12 protein-coding genes are annotated in these 14,183 nt (G+C 55.7%); 3 read left to right on the top strand and 9 right to left on the bottom strand.

What is annotated here, in order from left to right:
* Positions 1 to 137: 137 nt before the first annotated feature.
* Together VFU50_06730 and VFU50_06725 are read right to left on the bottom strand one after the other, a co-directional pair.
* Positions 138 to 1,142: a mechanosensitive ion channel family protein gene (locus tag VFU50_06730; GenBank protein HEU5232537.1), complete on the bottom strand. Its 1,005-nt coding sequence runs from the start codon at positions 1,140 to 1,142 to the stop codon at positions 138 to 140.
* A 94-nt stretch (positions 1,143 to 1,236) separates the two neighbouring features.
* Positions 1,237 to 1,536: a hypothetical protein gene (locus tag VFU50_06725; protein ID HEU5232536.1), complete on the bottom strand. Its 300-nt coding sequence runs from the start codon at positions 1,534 to 1,536 to the stop codon at positions 1,237 to 1,239.
* A gap of 124 nt (positions 1,537 to 1,660) precedes the next feature.
* On the opposite strand from VFU50_06725, the gene VFU50_06720 reads away from it, so the two are divergent.
* Both VFU50_06720 and mqnC read left to right on the top strand, forming a co-directional pair.
* On the top strand, positions 1,661 to 3,109 hold the full coding sequence (locus VFU50_06720; GenBank protein HEU5232535.1) for an aspartate ammonia-lyase: 1,449 nt from the start codon (positions 1,661 to 1,663) through the stop codon (positions 3,107 to 3,109).
* A 14-nt stretch (positions 3,110 to 3,123) separates the two neighbouring features.
* The gene (mqnC, locus tag VFU50_06715; protein ID HEU5232534.1) at positions 3,124 to 4,170 is read left to right on the top strand and encodes a cyclic dehypoxanthinyl futalosine synthase; all 1,047 of its coding nucleotides are present in this window, start codon (positions 3,124 to 3,126) and stop codon (positions 4,168 to 4,170) included.
* Between the two features lie 7 nt (positions 4,171 to 4,177).
* On the opposite strand, the gene rapZ is transcribed toward mqnC, so the two are convergent.
* The 5 genes from rapZ to lptC all read right to left on the bottom strand — a co-directional run bounded on the left by rapZ (position 4,178) and on the right by lptC (position 10,984).
* Positions 4,178 to 5,125 (bottom strand): RNase adapter RapZ, encoded by a 948-nt coding sequence (gene rapZ, locus VFU50_06710; GenBank protein HEU5232533.1) that lies wholly within the window; start codon positions 5,123 to 5,125, stop codon positions 4,178 to 4,180.
* Between the two features lie 21 nt (positions 5,126 to 5,146).
* A complete protein-coding gene (raiA, locus tag VFU50_06705; GenBank protein HEU5232532.1) occupies positions 5,147 to 5,746 on the bottom strand; it encodes a ribosome-associated translation inhibitor RaiA in 600 nt (199 codons plus the stop codon).
* A 249-nt stretch (positions 5,747 to 5,995) separates the two neighbouring features.
* A complete protein-coding gene (gene rpoN / locus VFU50_06700) occupies positions 5,996 to 7,753 on the bottom strand; it encodes an RNA polymerase factor sigma-54 (protein HEU5232531.1) in 1,758 nt (585 codons plus the stop codon).
* A gap of 136 nt (positions 7,754 to 7,889) precedes the next feature.
* On the bottom strand, positions 7,890 to 8,624 hold the full coding sequence (gene lptB / locus VFU50_06695; GenBank protein ID HEU5232530.1) for an LPS export ABC transporter ATP-binding protein: 735 nt from the start codon (positions 8,622 to 8,624) through the stop codon (positions 7,890 to 7,892).
* A complete protein-coding gene (gene lptC, locus VFU50_06690) occupies positions 8,621 to 10,984 on the bottom strand; it encodes an LPS export ABC transporter periplasmic protein LptC (protein HEU5232529.1) in 2,364 nt (787 codons plus the stop codon). Before lptC ends, lptB begins: the two co-directional genes overlap by 4 nt.
* Positions 10,985 to 11,293: 309 nt before the next feature.
* Between lptC and VFU50_06685 the strand changes: the two genes are divergently transcribed.
* Positions 11,294 to 11,713, top strand: a complete 420-nt coding sequence (locus tag VFU50_06685; GenBank protein ID HEU5232528.1) for a PIN domain-containing protein — start codon at positions 11,294 to 11,296, stop codon at positions 11,711 to 11,713.
* Here VFU50_06685 and recJ read toward each other — a convergent pair.
* Complete coding sequence (recJ, locus tag VFU50_06680) at positions 11,701 to 13,404, bottom strand: single-stranded-DNA-specific exonuclease RecJ (GenBank protein HEU5232527.1); 1,704 nt, start codon at positions 13,402 to 13,404, stop codon at positions 11,701 to 11,703. The two genes, VFU50_06685 and recJ, sit on opposite strands and share 13 nt — an antisense overlap.
* A gap of 152 nt (positions 13,405 to 13,556) precedes the next feature.
* Positions 13,557 to 14,141, bottom strand: a complete 585-nt coding sequence (locus tag VFU50_06675) for a ferric reductase-like transmembrane domain-containing protein (protein ID HEU5232526.1) — start codon at positions 14,139 to 14,141, stop codon at positions 13,557 to 13,559.
* Between the last annotated feature and the right edge of the window lie 42 nt (positions 14,142 to 14,183).

Below are 14,183 nucleotides of genomic sequence, written 5' to 3'. Positions count from 1 at the left end.
ACACGAAGGGCACGAAGGGAGCGAAGGAAGCCAAAGCAAAGCCTTTGTGGCCTTCGTGTCCTTCGTGTTGAAAAGGTTTTAACGGTGTCCGAGCAGAACATTCTCAATCCGACAGTCGGCAGCGAGCTCAGTCCTGATTATGCCGCTTTATCCGAGTCTCTTGGCTCTTTGTCGCCGATCATTTCGCGCGCGGTTTGCTCCTGCGTGTCTTTGATCTGCGATGGTTTGCCGACTGCTGCTGTGGGATTGTCTGCGGCTTTGGTCTGCTCATCGCCTTTTGCTTGCGCGTCGGGCGGATGGACTGTGAGGTCCATTGTGGTAGAGCCGATTTGAATGTCATTTCGTTCGCGCAGCTTGCGGAATGTTTCCGCGAAGATGAAGCTGCTGGCTTTGCGGCGCTGTTTGGGATCGACCACGTAGCGCAGCGTGAGTTCGATGTAATTGTCGGTGACTTTAATGTACACGTCGGGTTCGAGTTCGAAGTGCTGCACCATGAAGTAGCGCTGCATCCGATCGAGCTGCCGCTGCGCGCCTTGCAGGAACTGCTGCGTGTATTCGTGTCCGACGCTCTTCAGAATTTCGGAAAGCGCTTTCACGTTGCTGGCGTAAGTGATCGGAATTTTGATCTCGTCCCAGATGTAGCCGAATGTGCGTGTGTAGTTGAAGACTGGAGTGCCGAAGACTTGAGCATTGGCGAATTGGATGGTGCGTCCGCTGTATTGATCGCCGCTGATCCAGTTTCCGATCTCCATCATCCGCGTGTAGAAGAATCCGATGTCGATTACGTCGCCGCTGAGCTTGTTGATCTCGATGCGATCGCCGCCCGAGTACATGTGTCCGGCGAAGATGGCGATGCGCCCGGCGATGCTGAGCAGCGGCTCGCGAAGGGAGATTGCCAGGCCGGCTCCGATGAGTCCCAGGAACTGGCCTTTGTGCTCGAAGACCTTTGTCCAGAACCCAATGATGGCCGCGACGGTCAGAACGGTAATGACGGTGTTGGTCAGGCGGTACAGCCGGTAGTGTTCCTTCGGCGCGACGTCGCGCGCTTCGATGACTTTGCGCGCAATGAGTGCTACGACAGAGGCAACGATGAAAACGCCTATGGTGCCCAGGATCGGAACTTCATAGGGAAAATGCGGCATCGGGTATTCAGATGCACTTGGGATGAGGCGTGTTTGCAGAAGGAGAGCAGGAGCAGAAACGGCCCGTCCGCTGGAAACGGGCCGGATCGAGCGGTTATTTCTTGTCGTACTGCAGTGCGAGCTGCAGTTGGTGGATGGCTTCGTCGCAGGCCTTTACTGCATCCTCGCGATGTCCGCCGAAGTCATGCGCTGCGGTCTGAAGCTCTCGTTTGGCCTCTTGAAGTTCACGAATTGCGCCACGAATGTGCGGATGGCGCTCGCGACGTTCGGCCTTTTCGTTGTCTTGTGTGGTCGGTAGAAAACCGGATTTGGCTGTCGGCGCTTGCGCAACCATCGGAGCGCCTAAGACGAAGGTGAGCAGCATTGCAACCGCTGCGCGAACTACAGTTTTCATGAGCTACCTCCAAAAATGGGGGATGTAACTGCTGAAGAAGCATAACCCTCGGGCGATGAAAAAGACTCGCTATAATCGAGAGTTCGCAGCCCACCGCTGCTCGATTCCTGGTTGAGGAGCAATCATGTCCACGGCACCGTCCCCTGCCACTCGCGTTGAGAAAGACTCGATCGGCCCGAAGGAGATTCCTGCCCACGTTTACTACGGCGTGCAGACGGCGCGCGCCGTCGAGAACTATCCTATTTCGGGAATGCGCGCGCATCCAACATTGATCCGCGCCATAGCGATGATCAAGCGCGCCTCGGCTGAAGCCAATAAAGAGCTTGGGCTCATCGACGCAAAGGTTGCTGATGCAATTATTGCCGCCTCCAAAGAGGTGATCGACGGCAAGTGGGACCGCGAGTTTGTGGTCGATGTCTTTCAGGCCGGCGCCGGCGTGAGCTTCCACATGAACTCCAACGAGGTGATCGCCAATCGTGCGGAAGAGATCCTCGGGGGCAAGCTCGGCGAATACAAGCGCGTGCATCCGAACGATCATGTCAACTACGGGCAATCGACCAATGACGTATTTCCCACCGCCATGCGTTTGGCGACGCTGATCGAACTCGAAAAGCTATATCCAGTCCTCGACTCACTCACGCATAGCTTCGACCAAAAGAGCAAAGAGTTCTGGGAGATCATGAAATCCGGGCGGACGCACATGCAGGACGCTGTGCCCATCCGTCTTGGACAGGAGTTTGCAGCGTATGCAGCTACGCTGCGCAAGGCCGGCGACAACATCCGGCAGAACTCGGAAGACCTGCGCTGGTTAGGCCTTGGAGGCTCGGCTGTAGGCACGGGAATCAATACGCATCCGGACTATCGCGGGCGTGCGGTTGCAAATCTCACGCGCATCTCCGGGCAAAAGCTTATGCCGGCAACTGACATGCGATGGGCCATGCAATCGAATGCGCCCATGGCGCAGACCTCGGCAGCGTTGCGGAATCTCGCTTTGGAAATCATCCGCATTTCGAACGACATTCGCCTAATATCGTCGGGTCCCAATACGGGAATGGCGGAAATCTATCTGCCGGCCCTGCAGCCCGGCTCATCGATCATGCCGGGCAAGATCAATCCCGTGATGCCGGAGCTGGCAGCAATGGTCTCTTTCCAGGTGGTCGGCAACGACACGGCGGTAGCACTAGCTGTTCAAGGCGGACAGCTCGAACTGAACGTCATGATGCCGACGATGTCTTATAGCGTGCTGCAGTCGATCACGATCATGACCAACATGCTCCGCCAGTTCGACAGGTTCTGCATCAGCGGACTCACCGCGAATAAAGATCGCTGCCAGTTCTATGCGGAAAGCACTGTTTCCCTCGCGACTGCATTGAATCCATACATTGGATATCAGAAAGCAGCCGAGATCGTGAAGGAATCGATCAAGACCGGACGATCGATTATCGAGATCGCTCGCTCACAAGGATTGCTGAAAGAAGAAGAGATCGCAGAGATTCTCGATCCGGTGAACATGACCGAACCGAAGCGTCCGCTCGAAGCGGCGAAGCAGAGAGAGAAGATCAAGGCAAGCTAGAATCGAAACAGCACATGTCACTCACACGTCAGCAAGCGCTCGATATGTTTCGCTCCGATGATCTGATCGGCATCGGCATGGAAGCCGATGCCATTCGCCGACGCCTTCATCCTGAAGGCGTGGTCAGCTACATCATCGATCGCAACATAAACTACACGAACTTCTGCACCGAGTACTGCTCGTTCTGCGCGTTTTACCGCCCGCTGAAAGGGAAGCTCGCGGCCGAAGGCTACATCCTTGATTTCGACACCATCTACGAAAAAATTCGTGAGACGGTCGAGCTTGGCGGCACGGGCGTTCTCATGCAGGGCGGTCTGCATCCCGATTTGAAAATTGACTGGTTCGAGCGCCTGCTGTGCGGAATTAAAGACCGCTTTCCCAAAGTTCACCTCCACTGCTTCTCGGCTTCCGAAATTATCGCCATCGCTGAGTACAGCGGCCTTACGATTCGCGACACTATCATGCGTCTGCGCGATGCCGGACTCGATTCCATTCCGGGAGGCGGAGCTGAGATTCTCGACGACGATGTTCGTTATCGCATCGCGCGCCTGAAGTGCCTGACTGGAGACTGGCTCAACGTCCATCGCACTGCTCATCAGCTCGGAATGCGAACCACTGCCACGATGATGTTCGGCGTCGGTGAGACGTTCGAGCAGCGTATTAACCATTTCCAGGTGATCTACGATCTGCAACAGGAAACCGGCGGATTTACCGCATTCATCCCGTGGAGCTTTCAACCCAAGAACACCGCGCTTGGCGGACGAAAATGGGATGAGGCGACGTCAGTCGAGTACTTGAAACTATTGGCGATTTCCCGCCTCTTCCTCGACAATATCGAAAATGTCCAGGCGAGCTGGGTGACACAAGGCTTGAAAGTCCTACAGATGGGATTGCGTTTCGGCGGAAATGATGTTGGGTCAGTGATGCTGGAAGAGAACGTAGTGCGCGCTGCCGGCACCTCCAACTGCACGACGGAAGAAGAGCTGCGTCACATTATTCGCGACGCAGGATTTAAGCCGGTGCAGCGTGACACGCTGTATCGGACGATGTTTCTGAATTAAACAGGCGTTACTTAGGACTGTCGCGATGCTGCGCCTTCACGTTGTATCCAGCTTTCTTTAGCCGCTTCGCGACATCTTCGGCGATCATGACCGAACGGTGCTGCCCACCGGTGCATCCGAACGCAATAGTCAGGTAGCTCTTCCCTTCTCGGATGTAATGCGGCATGAGATAGATCAGCAATTCCGAGATGCGATCGATGAACTCTTTCGTCTGAGGAAACTGGCGGATGTACGCTGCGACTTTGGGATGTTTGCCGGTAAGAGGACGGAACTCTGGCACGAAGTGAGGATTCGGCAGGAAGCGAACGTCGAATACCAAATCGGAATCGCTAGGCACGCCGTTCTTGAATCCGAAGCTCACGCACGAGACGAGAATGCTGTGAGTGCCGCTTTTCCCATCTTGAAACTTTTCGAGGATATGAGAGCGCAGCTCGTGGACGTTGAACTTGGAGGTGTCGATGATCACGTCAGCCAGGTTGCGAACGAAATCGAGCTTTTCGCGCTCCGAGCTGATCGCCGATGCAACGGAAGAACTCTTGCCCAGCGGATGGGGTCGTCGCGTCTCGCTGAAGCGTCGCACCAGTGATTCGTCTGAGGCTTCAAGGAAGACGACTTGCGTGTTGATGGTCCTTTTTACTTGCTTCAGAATCTGCGGCAGTCGAGTGAGCGTCTGCCCTTCGCGAATGTCGACGACCAGAGCGGTACGCTCAATTTCCGGGGATTGCCGTGCTAAATCTGCGAAACGTGGAATCAGTTCGAGAGGAAGGTTATCGACGCAGTAATAGCCGAGATCTTCGAAGGCTTTGAGAACGGATCCCTTGCCCGAGCCGCTCATGCCGGTAATGATCACTAACTCGGTCGGACCGCGCTTGAACTTGCCTCCGCGCGGCGCCAGACGCCGACGCGGAGTCTTCTGCGCATCAGCATCTTGCACCTGTTTAGAAGCGATCGCCATTAAGATGATGTTAGCAGCAGCTTACGGCGCTTCAATCAGCTCCATTTTGCCGTCTTTTTTCCGATGCAACACTTTCACGCGACCATCGGGATCGCGGAAGACAAACACATCGCGGTCGCGGAACTCGGCCTCTTTCACCGCTTCTTCAATTGTCATGGGACGCAACGCGACCGAATCAGCTGACTTTGCCACGTGTGTTTCCGTTAGACGCGCAATCGCCGGGAAGGAATGGACAACAACAGGCACAGCAGTCGCTGGGTTAGCGCCTACGGCCATGTGCTGTGCTTCCTGTTTGGCCACTTGTTTGGGCCACTCTTCTTTGCGAACCTGGCGCTTCTTGGTCCGCCAGCGGCTCTTGTACTTCACTGCCTGGCGATCGATTTTGTCGAGCGCTTCGCCAACGGCCGCGGACATTTCGGTCGCCTCGGCTACGCCGACGATCGGATGATTGCGAATGTTGATGGTGATTTCCGCGATGTTGCGGTGTTTTTCCAGGGTGAGAATTACATGCGAGTCGAAGGTGCTGCCAAAGAGTTTTTCGAGTTTGCCCAAGCCGTGTTCCACCTGCTTGCGCACTGCGGGAGTGATTTCATACTGCCTTCCGGTGTACTCGACGTTCATCAAACTCCCTCCAACGAGCTTCTAAGCTGCTGAGCTACTAAGCTGCTAAGCCCCTGACTACAGGAGCGTGGAGTTTTGCTGCGGTTGGCTGATATGTGTCGTTAGTTTTTTGGCTCCGCTGGTGAATCACCCAGTCTGCGAGATCGTCCGGGAGTCCCTCGCGTTAGAAGCCGACCTCCTTTCTTTATCGCAGTTTCGGTCGAGCAAAATGCTTAGAAGCTTGGCCGCTTAGCAGCTCAGAAGCTTCTTTCAATCCTTCAGACGTCTTTGATGCGTGCTGGGAATCTTCATGTCCTCGCGATACTTCGCAACCGTACGGCGCGTCACGTTGATGCCTTGTGATTGCAGAATGCGCGTGATCTGCTCGTCAGTAAGCGGACGTCTTGCATCTTCTTCTTCAATCAGTTTCTTTACGCGCCGCTTGAGGATCATCAGCGACGTTCCGCTACCTTCAGGTCCATTGACGCTTTCGCTGAAGAAGTAGCGTAGTTCGTAGACGCCCTGAGACGTATGAACGTATTTGTTGGCGACGGCCCGACTCACTGTCGAGGGATGAACCCCAATCTCTTCGGCGACTTCTTTGATCATCATGGGCTTCAATTGATCGATGCCATAGTCGAGGAAATCGCGTTGGCGGCCGATGATGGCGTAGCAGGTCTTGAGGATTGTCTGCTTCCGCTGCTCAATGTTCTTCATGAGCTGAATAGCAGACTTATAACGCTCTTTCACGTAATTGCGAACATCTTTTTCAGCAGCATCGCGATTCAGCAATTTTTTGTAACCGGGATTCAGCCGCAGGACAGGAATGTCATCTTCGTTCATCATCACGACGTATTCGTCACCCTGTTTCACGAACGCGACATCGGGCTCGATCAGTCGAGGCTCCACCTGGTTGTAGCGCTGGCCAGGCTTCGGATCAAGCGTCTTGAGGAAGTCAAGCGCTGCCATCACAGATTCCAGCGGACGCCCGATGGCGCGAGCAATCTCCTTGAACTGCCGGTTTTGCACGTTACGCAGTTGCGTATCGACGATCGCCACCGCCGTGTGAATCTGGGCGAGGCTTTGATTGTGGACTTCGGAATCGCCGTTCACAACGCGATTATTCACCTGACGCTCGAGATCGCGAAGCTGGAGCAGCAGGCACTCGCGCAAATCGCGAGCCGCAATGCCGATCGGATCCATTTGGCGGATAATCTCGATCGCCTCGCGCAAATCCTGCATCTCGAACGGAGCTGCAGTCTGTTTTGGTTTCACAGCGGCTGAAGGCGTGGTTCCATTCTGGGACACCCGAGCCGGCGGAGGGGCTACGGCAACTTGCGTTCCATGCCCACCGGCGTAACTGCCAACCAGAGCCGTCACTGGCTCATGCTCCGGAACTTGGCTTTCCTCTGTGACCGGTGCGATTGCCGGAACTTCTGCGTTACCAGAAGATACAGAGGCCTCAAGCTCGATGTTCTCGCCACGAGCCACAGACATCAGCTCTTCATCTGACGCGACAAGATAGCCATCGTCATTGAGATTGCCGATTACGAGCTCAGCGGCGGCGCGAACTTTTTCGTTCATCGGCATCGCGCCTAGCTGCCACATCAAATGATCAGTCAGTGTGCCCGGCTTCGAAAGGAAATTTTCGAACGAAGGACGCTCAGAGCTCTCGAAATCGCCCTGCGGACTACGGAATCCAGGGTCGAGATACTCACGGAAGTAGCTACCGAAATCGATCTCTTCGAATGGATCTTTTTTCTCACCGGCCTGCTCGCCGGCTGTGACGGCAGGCTGTTCCGGAGAGTCAGCGCGCTCGCGGTCTGCTTCTTTACCAGCCACCTGGTCGATAATCGGAATGTTCGATTCAAGCTCCTCCAGAACCGGGTTCTCGACAATCTCAGCATTGATCATCTCCTTCAGCTCGAGCTTGTTGAGCGCAAGCACGCTCACCATCTGCACGAGCCCCGGAGTGAGGATCTGCTTCTGCGAGACCTTGAGGTTCAGTTTGTTCTGAAGAAGGACCATGGGTCGGCTATCGGCACTCGGCTGTCGGCATTCGGCCAGTACGTACTGAGGGCTTAACGGTCATGTGAAGCTGGCGCGTACGGCTGATTGTCGAAAGCTGATTGCTTAGTTCCATCATGCGCTACTTTGCGTCGAATTACACTAAGGAGAAACTCTCTCCCAGATAAACTCTTTTCACTTCCGGATCGTTGCCCAACTGTTCGGGCGTTCCTGCACGGAAAATCTTTCCCTGATTGATGATGTATGCGCGATCGGTTACTGACAGCGTCTCGCGCACATTGTGATCTGTAATCAAAACGCCGATGCCGCTCGCCTTGAGATCAAAAATGATCTTCTGCAAGTCGAGCACCGCTATCGGATCGATTCCCGAAAAGGGCTCGTCGAGCAGGATGAACGTCGGGCGAATGCAAAGGCACCGCGCGATCTCCACCCTGCGGCGCTCGCCGCCTGAGAGCGCATATCCGCGCGTCTTGCGAATGTGCCCCAGGCCAAGCTGTTCGATCAGGGTCTCCATGCGGCTGCGCCGGTTCTCCCAGGAGAGCGGCTGAGCCTCAAGGATGGCCATGATGTTCTCCTCGACCGTCAGCTTGCGAAAGACCGAGGGTTCCTGCGGAAGGTAGCTGATGCCATAACTCCGAGCCCGCAGATACATGGGGACGCCCGTGATTTCCTGGCCGTCCATCAGAACCCGGCCCTCATCGGGCATGACCAGCCCCACAATCATGTAAAAGGTGGTGGTTTTGCCGGCCCCGTTCGGCCCCAGCAACCCAACGACCTCACCCTGATTTATGTGGAGAGTGACCCCGTTTACTACCCTCCGACCCCGATAGGACTTGCCAATCTCGTCGGTCGAGAGCGTTTGTTGCGTCATTTTTCGCGCCGGGTCTGGGTTATGGACATTGAATTGCTACTGTCCACGAGCACTCTATCATCGCGGTTAAAGAAGGTCAACGAAACTCCGGTAACTTGACCGTGTTCGGCATCAAAAATGCTAGGCGGACTGGCCGGCGTGCCAGTCAAGACGAATTTCTCCTCGTCTGCGGTGTAGATCAGGCGATTGCCCACTGCTCGCCTTCCTGGCTGCTGGAGAAGAATATTTCCTGTCGCATCAATTGATTGCACCTGACTTGGTGCTTTTCCGGCCTGAGCTTTCGGGGTTGGTGGTGGCTGGTTCTGGGCGCGCAATGTGACAACAGCGCGGCCAGCCTGCAGAGTAGAATCTCCACTCTTAAGAACGATCGCGCCGTCGAAAATCGCCTTCCGCTGCGTGTCGTCATAATGAAGATGGTCTGCCAGGACGTCGACGGGAACCTGCTTCCCGCTTTGGTCCGCCTGTACAAAAACTGTGGAAACCCGCGCATTCCCTTGCGCCTGAGCATCCAGAGTTCTTTCCTTTCGATTGAAATCGATCTCCGGCGCCTGGACGATGTTCCCGCCCTGCCATAGGCGAGCGGCTCCGCTAAAGCGGGCCGCACCAGTCGAGTTCCTAGCTACCATCTGCTCGGCGGTGATGTGAACTGGCTGCACAGGCGTAAGCATCGCTCCAGAAGCTTCTTGTTTCTGCGGGGTATTCTGCCCCGTCTTCTGCTCCGAGTAGGTGGTCTTTACATTGCCAGTGGCCGTGGTTTCTGCGGTTGCACGGCTTAGCGTGAGCGAGTCGCTGGTAAGCATTGACCCGGTAGATGCGTCTTTGTAATGAACGTTGCCGCTCAGCGCCATTGTGTCCGTCGGCTGGCTGTAGGTAGCGCGATCAGCGGTGGCGCTGCGTTGACCTTCCTGGATCTGGACATCCCCGCTTTGGACCACGCGCTCGAGTGTTTGCGTTTTCCCGGAAGCGAAGGCGGCGACCATGTCGCGGCTCTGGCTAATCCGATCCGGTTTGCCCGGCGAGGAAGAAATGATCTTTACAGGATTCGCTCCACTGAGGCTGGAAATGCGATTGTCTCCTGCAAACTTCGCTTCAAAGCGACTCGACGTAATTGTTGTCTTTGCGGTTGTGGGCTTCGCGTTTGCCTGCGGGGTGGTCTCAGCGTTTGTGAGCACAAGTACCCCTGCGCCCACACTAGTCGCCGTCGTAAGACGCGAACCTCGGGCCAGCTCAAGATCCAGACCGTCACCGTGAAATTCGGTTCCACGGCCTTCTGAACCGACCGGTGTGACGGGATCTTTGGCTGTCGCCCCGGGTGCCGCTGCATTCCCGTTTTGGGCAGTTTGAACGAGATCTACGTGATTGCGAAGGTGTGCCGATTTGATTTGATTGTCAGGTCCGAAGCTGAGCAACACCTCGCCCGCATTGCCGTGCGAGGCGCTCGCGCCTTGCGTTAGCCAATTCACTCCGCCAGTTAGATGTCCGGTGGTCGCCTGATTGTTGGGCCCGAAGATGAAGCTCGCGTTGGCCGAGTGGAGCTGCGCGCTACGTTCACCTTTGACGTGCGCATCGACTCCACCGCTCGCGTCGGCTCGGGAAACGGTGTTGTCCTCGCGAAGGTGCAAAATGACGTGCTGAGCCTCGAGGCGTCTAATGCCGGATTCCGCGCGGAGATCCGTCAGCGTGAGTTGTTGTGTCTCCTGTTCGTAATAAGCGGTAGATGCGCGTAGATCAGTCCGCCTTGGGCCGCCCGTGAGCAGGTGCACATCGGAATACAGCTTAAATGTCCCCTTTTTCGAATCATAAGTGGCGCCTACGGCTGAACCGGTTCCTTGCGGCAACTGGAAGGTGATCAGTTCGGCGGTGTGCGCGACACCAGTCTTTTGATTGAAAACCAGACCTGAAGTGTCGAGATGTAGAGGGCTTCCAGTCTTATTGACGGATGCTTCCGGTTTCGAAGTGCCCGGCTCGACTGCCTGCAATTGAATGCCGACTTTACCTTTTGCAGTTACGTCGCCGGTTTGTGCGTCGTACTCGAAATCGTCGCCAGTAATCTCATCCTGCCGATCAGAATTTCGACCGTACGAGACGATCTTCACATTGTGAAGTTCAGCCTTACCACCTTCCTTATAACGAACAGCGTTGGAAGCAGAGATTGAGAATATGGTGTGCCCGCCCGCCGACTGGGAATAGGTGAACCCCTGCGTGTTCTGCTGAATGTTCGCGCCCAGCTTCGCCGGAAGATCGTGAACAGCCCGCTGCACACGGTAGCGTGCATACAGGTAGAAGCCCGCAACTACGCCAATCATCAGCAGCGCAGAGATTCCAAACCAGATGCGTAGCCGCGAAATAGAAGAGGGCATGAAATCAGGTTACAGGCAGCGATTTAACTGAACAAACGGGACGACTGATTTCATCGTAACCCGTTGACAGCTTCCGCTCTAGCACGTATTATGTGCGCACGATGAATGTGACACTTTCCATCGATGAAAAGACGCTCACAAAAGCACGTAAGAGGGCTGAGGCTCTGGGCACCAGTGTCAATCAACTAATACGGGATTATCTTCAGAAGCTTGCGGGCGCAGATAACGCTGAACGCAGCATAGAGGAGTTCAAGCGCCTTTCCGGCCGGGGCAACTCTCGTGGTTGGAAGTTCAACCGAGACGAGGTTCATGAGCGTTCGTAGCTTTTTCGACACGAACGTGTTGATTTATGCCGATGATCATGGTTTTCCGGCGAAGCAAAGACGCGCGATTGACATGATGGCTGAGCACCGTCGCGAAGGAACCGGCGTCGTCTCAATCCAAGTATTGCAAGAGTACTTCGTCGCAGCCACACGTAAGCTCAAGGTAGACGTCCAAACTGCACGTCGAAAAGTGGAGCTGTTATCAGAGTTCGACGTAGCGCGACCTGATGTGTCGGACATTCTGGGAGCTATCGATCTGCATAGACTGCATGGGTTTTCTCTTTGGGATGCCTTGATCTTGAGAGCGGCGAAACAATCTGGATGCAGAGTGCTATTATCCGAAGATTTCCAAAGCGGTCAGGAGATTGACGGTGTACGAATTGTCGATCCCTTTCACACCACTTGAGCGGCCGTTCGCGCTTGTGCTTCAGGTTTTGCGTTCTGAGCCAGGTCGTTCCTCTTGAAGTCGCAAATCCGCAGCTCAATTCCGCCGAAGTCAGGATGCGTGTTCTCGTCCAGCGTGAAGGCGAGATCGATAGTGTCATTCGCGAGAATGCCTTCAGTTGCGATTCGTTCAGCCATGCGCCAGGCCATTGCGTCGAAGCGCATTGCTTTTCCGTTCGTCTGAGCGACGCGCATTTTTGCGTGCTTGTCTTTCAGCACTTTGGGAGGCAATAACACGCGAAGGCGGCGAGCAACGAACATTGGCTCGCGATTGCCGACGCCGAATGGCTCCATCCGTTGAACGGTCTGAATGAGCTCAGGATTAATTCCGGATAGTTCGATTTCGGCTTCAGCCTCAAGCACTGGAATCAGATCTTCCGGCGTCAAGCGCTGGCGTGCGTAGAGATCGAGACGTGTGCGAAGTTCATTAATGCGCTCGGAAGGCAATGAGAAGCCGACTGCGTGGGCGTGTCCGCCGTAGCGCGTGAAGAGTTCGTGGCAGCTTTCGAGAGCGCTGAGCAAATGAAAAGCGGGAATGGAACGCCCCGACCCGTGCGCCTCTCCATTATCGCGGCTGATGACCAGCGCCGGCCGATAGGTGCGCTCGACCACTCTTGTCGCGGCGATACCAATCACGCCGCGATGCCATCCATCGCCGTCGAGCACGATGCAGAGCGCGTCCGCGAATTGCGGTTCGGTGAGCCGTGCTTCGAGGGTCTGCACAATCTGCTGCTCGCTGGCCTGACGATCCGAATTGAGTTGATTGAGGCGCGCCGCGAGCTCACGCGCTTTCTCTTCTTCTCGCGCTTCAAAGAGCTCGATGACGGTCTGGGCAACATCCATGCGGCCAGCCGCATTCATGCGTGGTGCAATGCGGAACGCTACATCTGAGGCCGAGAGCTGGCGCTGCTTGTCTGCGAGCTGCGCGACTGTCATTAACGCGCGAAGCCCGACGTTACGCGGATCGCGCAATCCGGCAAGTCCCAATTTGGCGATTACCCGATTTTCACCTACCAGCGGGACCGCGTCCGCAATTGTGGCGATTGCCGCCATCTTCAGGAATGACGGAAGTAGTCGGCGGCGAGCATCGGTTTCATCACGAGCTTCCAGAAGCGCCTGGGCAATTTTGAATGCGATGCCGGCGCCGCAAAGCGATTTGCAGGGATAGCTGCAATCCGGCTGATTGGGATTGAGCACAGCAAGCGCGTGTGGAAGCTGGCCATCTTCAGGCAGGTGGTGATCGGTGACGATCAGATCCAATCCGACGCGTCGCGCAGCTTCGGCCGCAGCGAACGCGCGAATGCCGGTATCGACGCTGATCACCAGGCGCACACCGTTCTCGGCCGCGCGCTCGATGACGTCGTCCTTCATTCCATAACCGTCGCGAATGCGATGCGGCACGTGAAACTCGGCCGTTCCTCCGACGATCTCGATGGCTTTCTTCAGAATCACGATTGCGGTTGTGCCATCAACGTCGTAGTCGCCGTAAATGAGAATGCGCTCGTGGTTGGCGACCGCCTGCTGAATGCGCGCAACGGCCTGGCGCATGCCTTTCATCAGGTAGGGCGAGTGCAGATGATCGAGCTTAGGGCCAAGAAACTGGCAAGCAGCATCAGCGTTGCCCACACCGCGTCCGACAAGCAGCCGAGCCACTAGCGGAGAGACATGCGCCTCGGCAGCGATTCGGGCCGTGAGCTGTTCGTCAACGGATTTGATAATCCAGCGCAGAGAAGAAGCTCCTAAGCGGCTAAGCTTCTAAGCTGCTGAGCCAAAAAGACGGCTGCGTTCTCACGAAGCTTACCTGCTTAGGAGCTTAGCAGCTTAGGCGCCTCCTTCAACCTTCTTTTCCGGAGGCCATAGCGCCACCGCATGGCCACAAGGCCTGCCACGGCTATTGAGCACAGCTCGATGAACACTTTCTCTCCGTCGAGGACGTCGACCGGAGCTTTTTCGAGGTTGGGATTGGTGAAGATGCTGTGCCAGAAGATCGCGACCGCGGCTGCGTAGATCACGAAGTGAAAGGACTTCCACAAATGGCGGCCGAGACTCAACCGAAAGTACGACGTAATTACAACCACGATGACGCAGTACAAGGCAATAGCCCCGATTGTGTTCTCCAACGGCTGTACCGGCGAATGCACGGGATAGAGAATGTCGCGGATCCGAAATCTCTCTCTCGCTGACGCGAGCAGCACCACCGGATGCAGAATGCAAGCGCCAAGCAGCGCGTAACCAGTCCAGTTGTGGATAGCAAAGATGTTGAAGCGATGATGCGGCCAGTATCGCCACGGGCTGTAGCGCATCGCGATCAGCGACCCTATCAGCAAGTTAAGTGTAGCCAGGCCTACCGCGACGAGACCGATGTCGGCTGAGAGATCAATTGCGGTCATTGGGAGAGGCGAACACGAAGGTCACGATGTTGAAAATCGGAG

The sequence above is a fragment of the Terriglobales bacterium genome, from assembly GCA_035764005.1.
Taxonomy (GTDB): domain Bacteria; phylum Acidobacteriota; class Terriglobia; order Terriglobales; family Acidobacteriaceae; genus Gp1-AA112.
The sequence above is the reverse complement of the archived record's forward strand: the minus strand, read 5'-3'. Positions and strand labels throughout refer to the sequence as shown.

Excerpts from the sequence above, each read along its gene's own strand:
- VFU50_06730 (HEU5232537.1), bottom strand. The coding sequence starts at position 1,142 with ATGCCGCATTTTCCCTATGAAGTTCCGATCCTGGGCACCATAGGCGTT.
- VFU50_06725 (HEU5232536.1), bottom strand. The coding sequence starts at position 1,536 with ATGAAAACTGTAGTTCGCGCAGCGGTTGCAATGCTGCTCACCTTCGTC.
- VFU50_06720 (HEU5232535.1), top strand. The coding sequence starts at position 1,661 with ATGTCCACGGCACCGTCCCCTGCCACTCGCGTTGAGAAAGACTCGATC.
- mqnC (HEU5232534.1), top strand. The coding sequence starts at position 3,124 with ATGTCACTCACACGTCAGCAAGCGCTCGATATGTTTCGCTCCGATGAT.
- rapZ (HEU5232533.1), bottom strand. The coding sequence starts at position 5,125 with ATGGCGATCGCTTCTAAACAGGTGCAAGATGCTGATGCGCAGAAGACT.
- raiA (HEU5232532.1), bottom strand. The coding sequence starts at position 5,746 with ATGAACGTCGAGTACACCGGAAGGCAGTATGAAATCACTCCCGCAGTG.
- rpoN (HEU5232531.1), bottom strand. The coding sequence starts at position 7,753 with ATGGTCCTTCTTCAGAACAAACTGAACCTCAAGGTCTCGCAGAAGCAG.
- lptB (HEU5232530.1), bottom strand. The coding sequence starts at position 8,624 with ATGACGCAACAAACGCTCTCGACCGACGAGATTGGCAAGTCCTATCGG.
- lptC (HEU5232529.1), bottom strand. The coding sequence starts at position 10,984 with ATGCCCTCTTCTATTTCGCGGCTACGCATCTGGTTTGGAATCTCTGCG.
- VFU50_06685 (HEU5232528.1), top strand. The coding sequence starts at position 11,294 with ATGAGCGTTCGTAGCTTTTTCGACACGAACGTGTTGATTTATGCCGAT.
- VFU50_06675 (HEU5232526.1), bottom strand. The coding sequence starts at position 14,141 with ATGACCGCAATTGATCTCTCAGCCGACATCGGTCTCGTCGCGGTAGGC.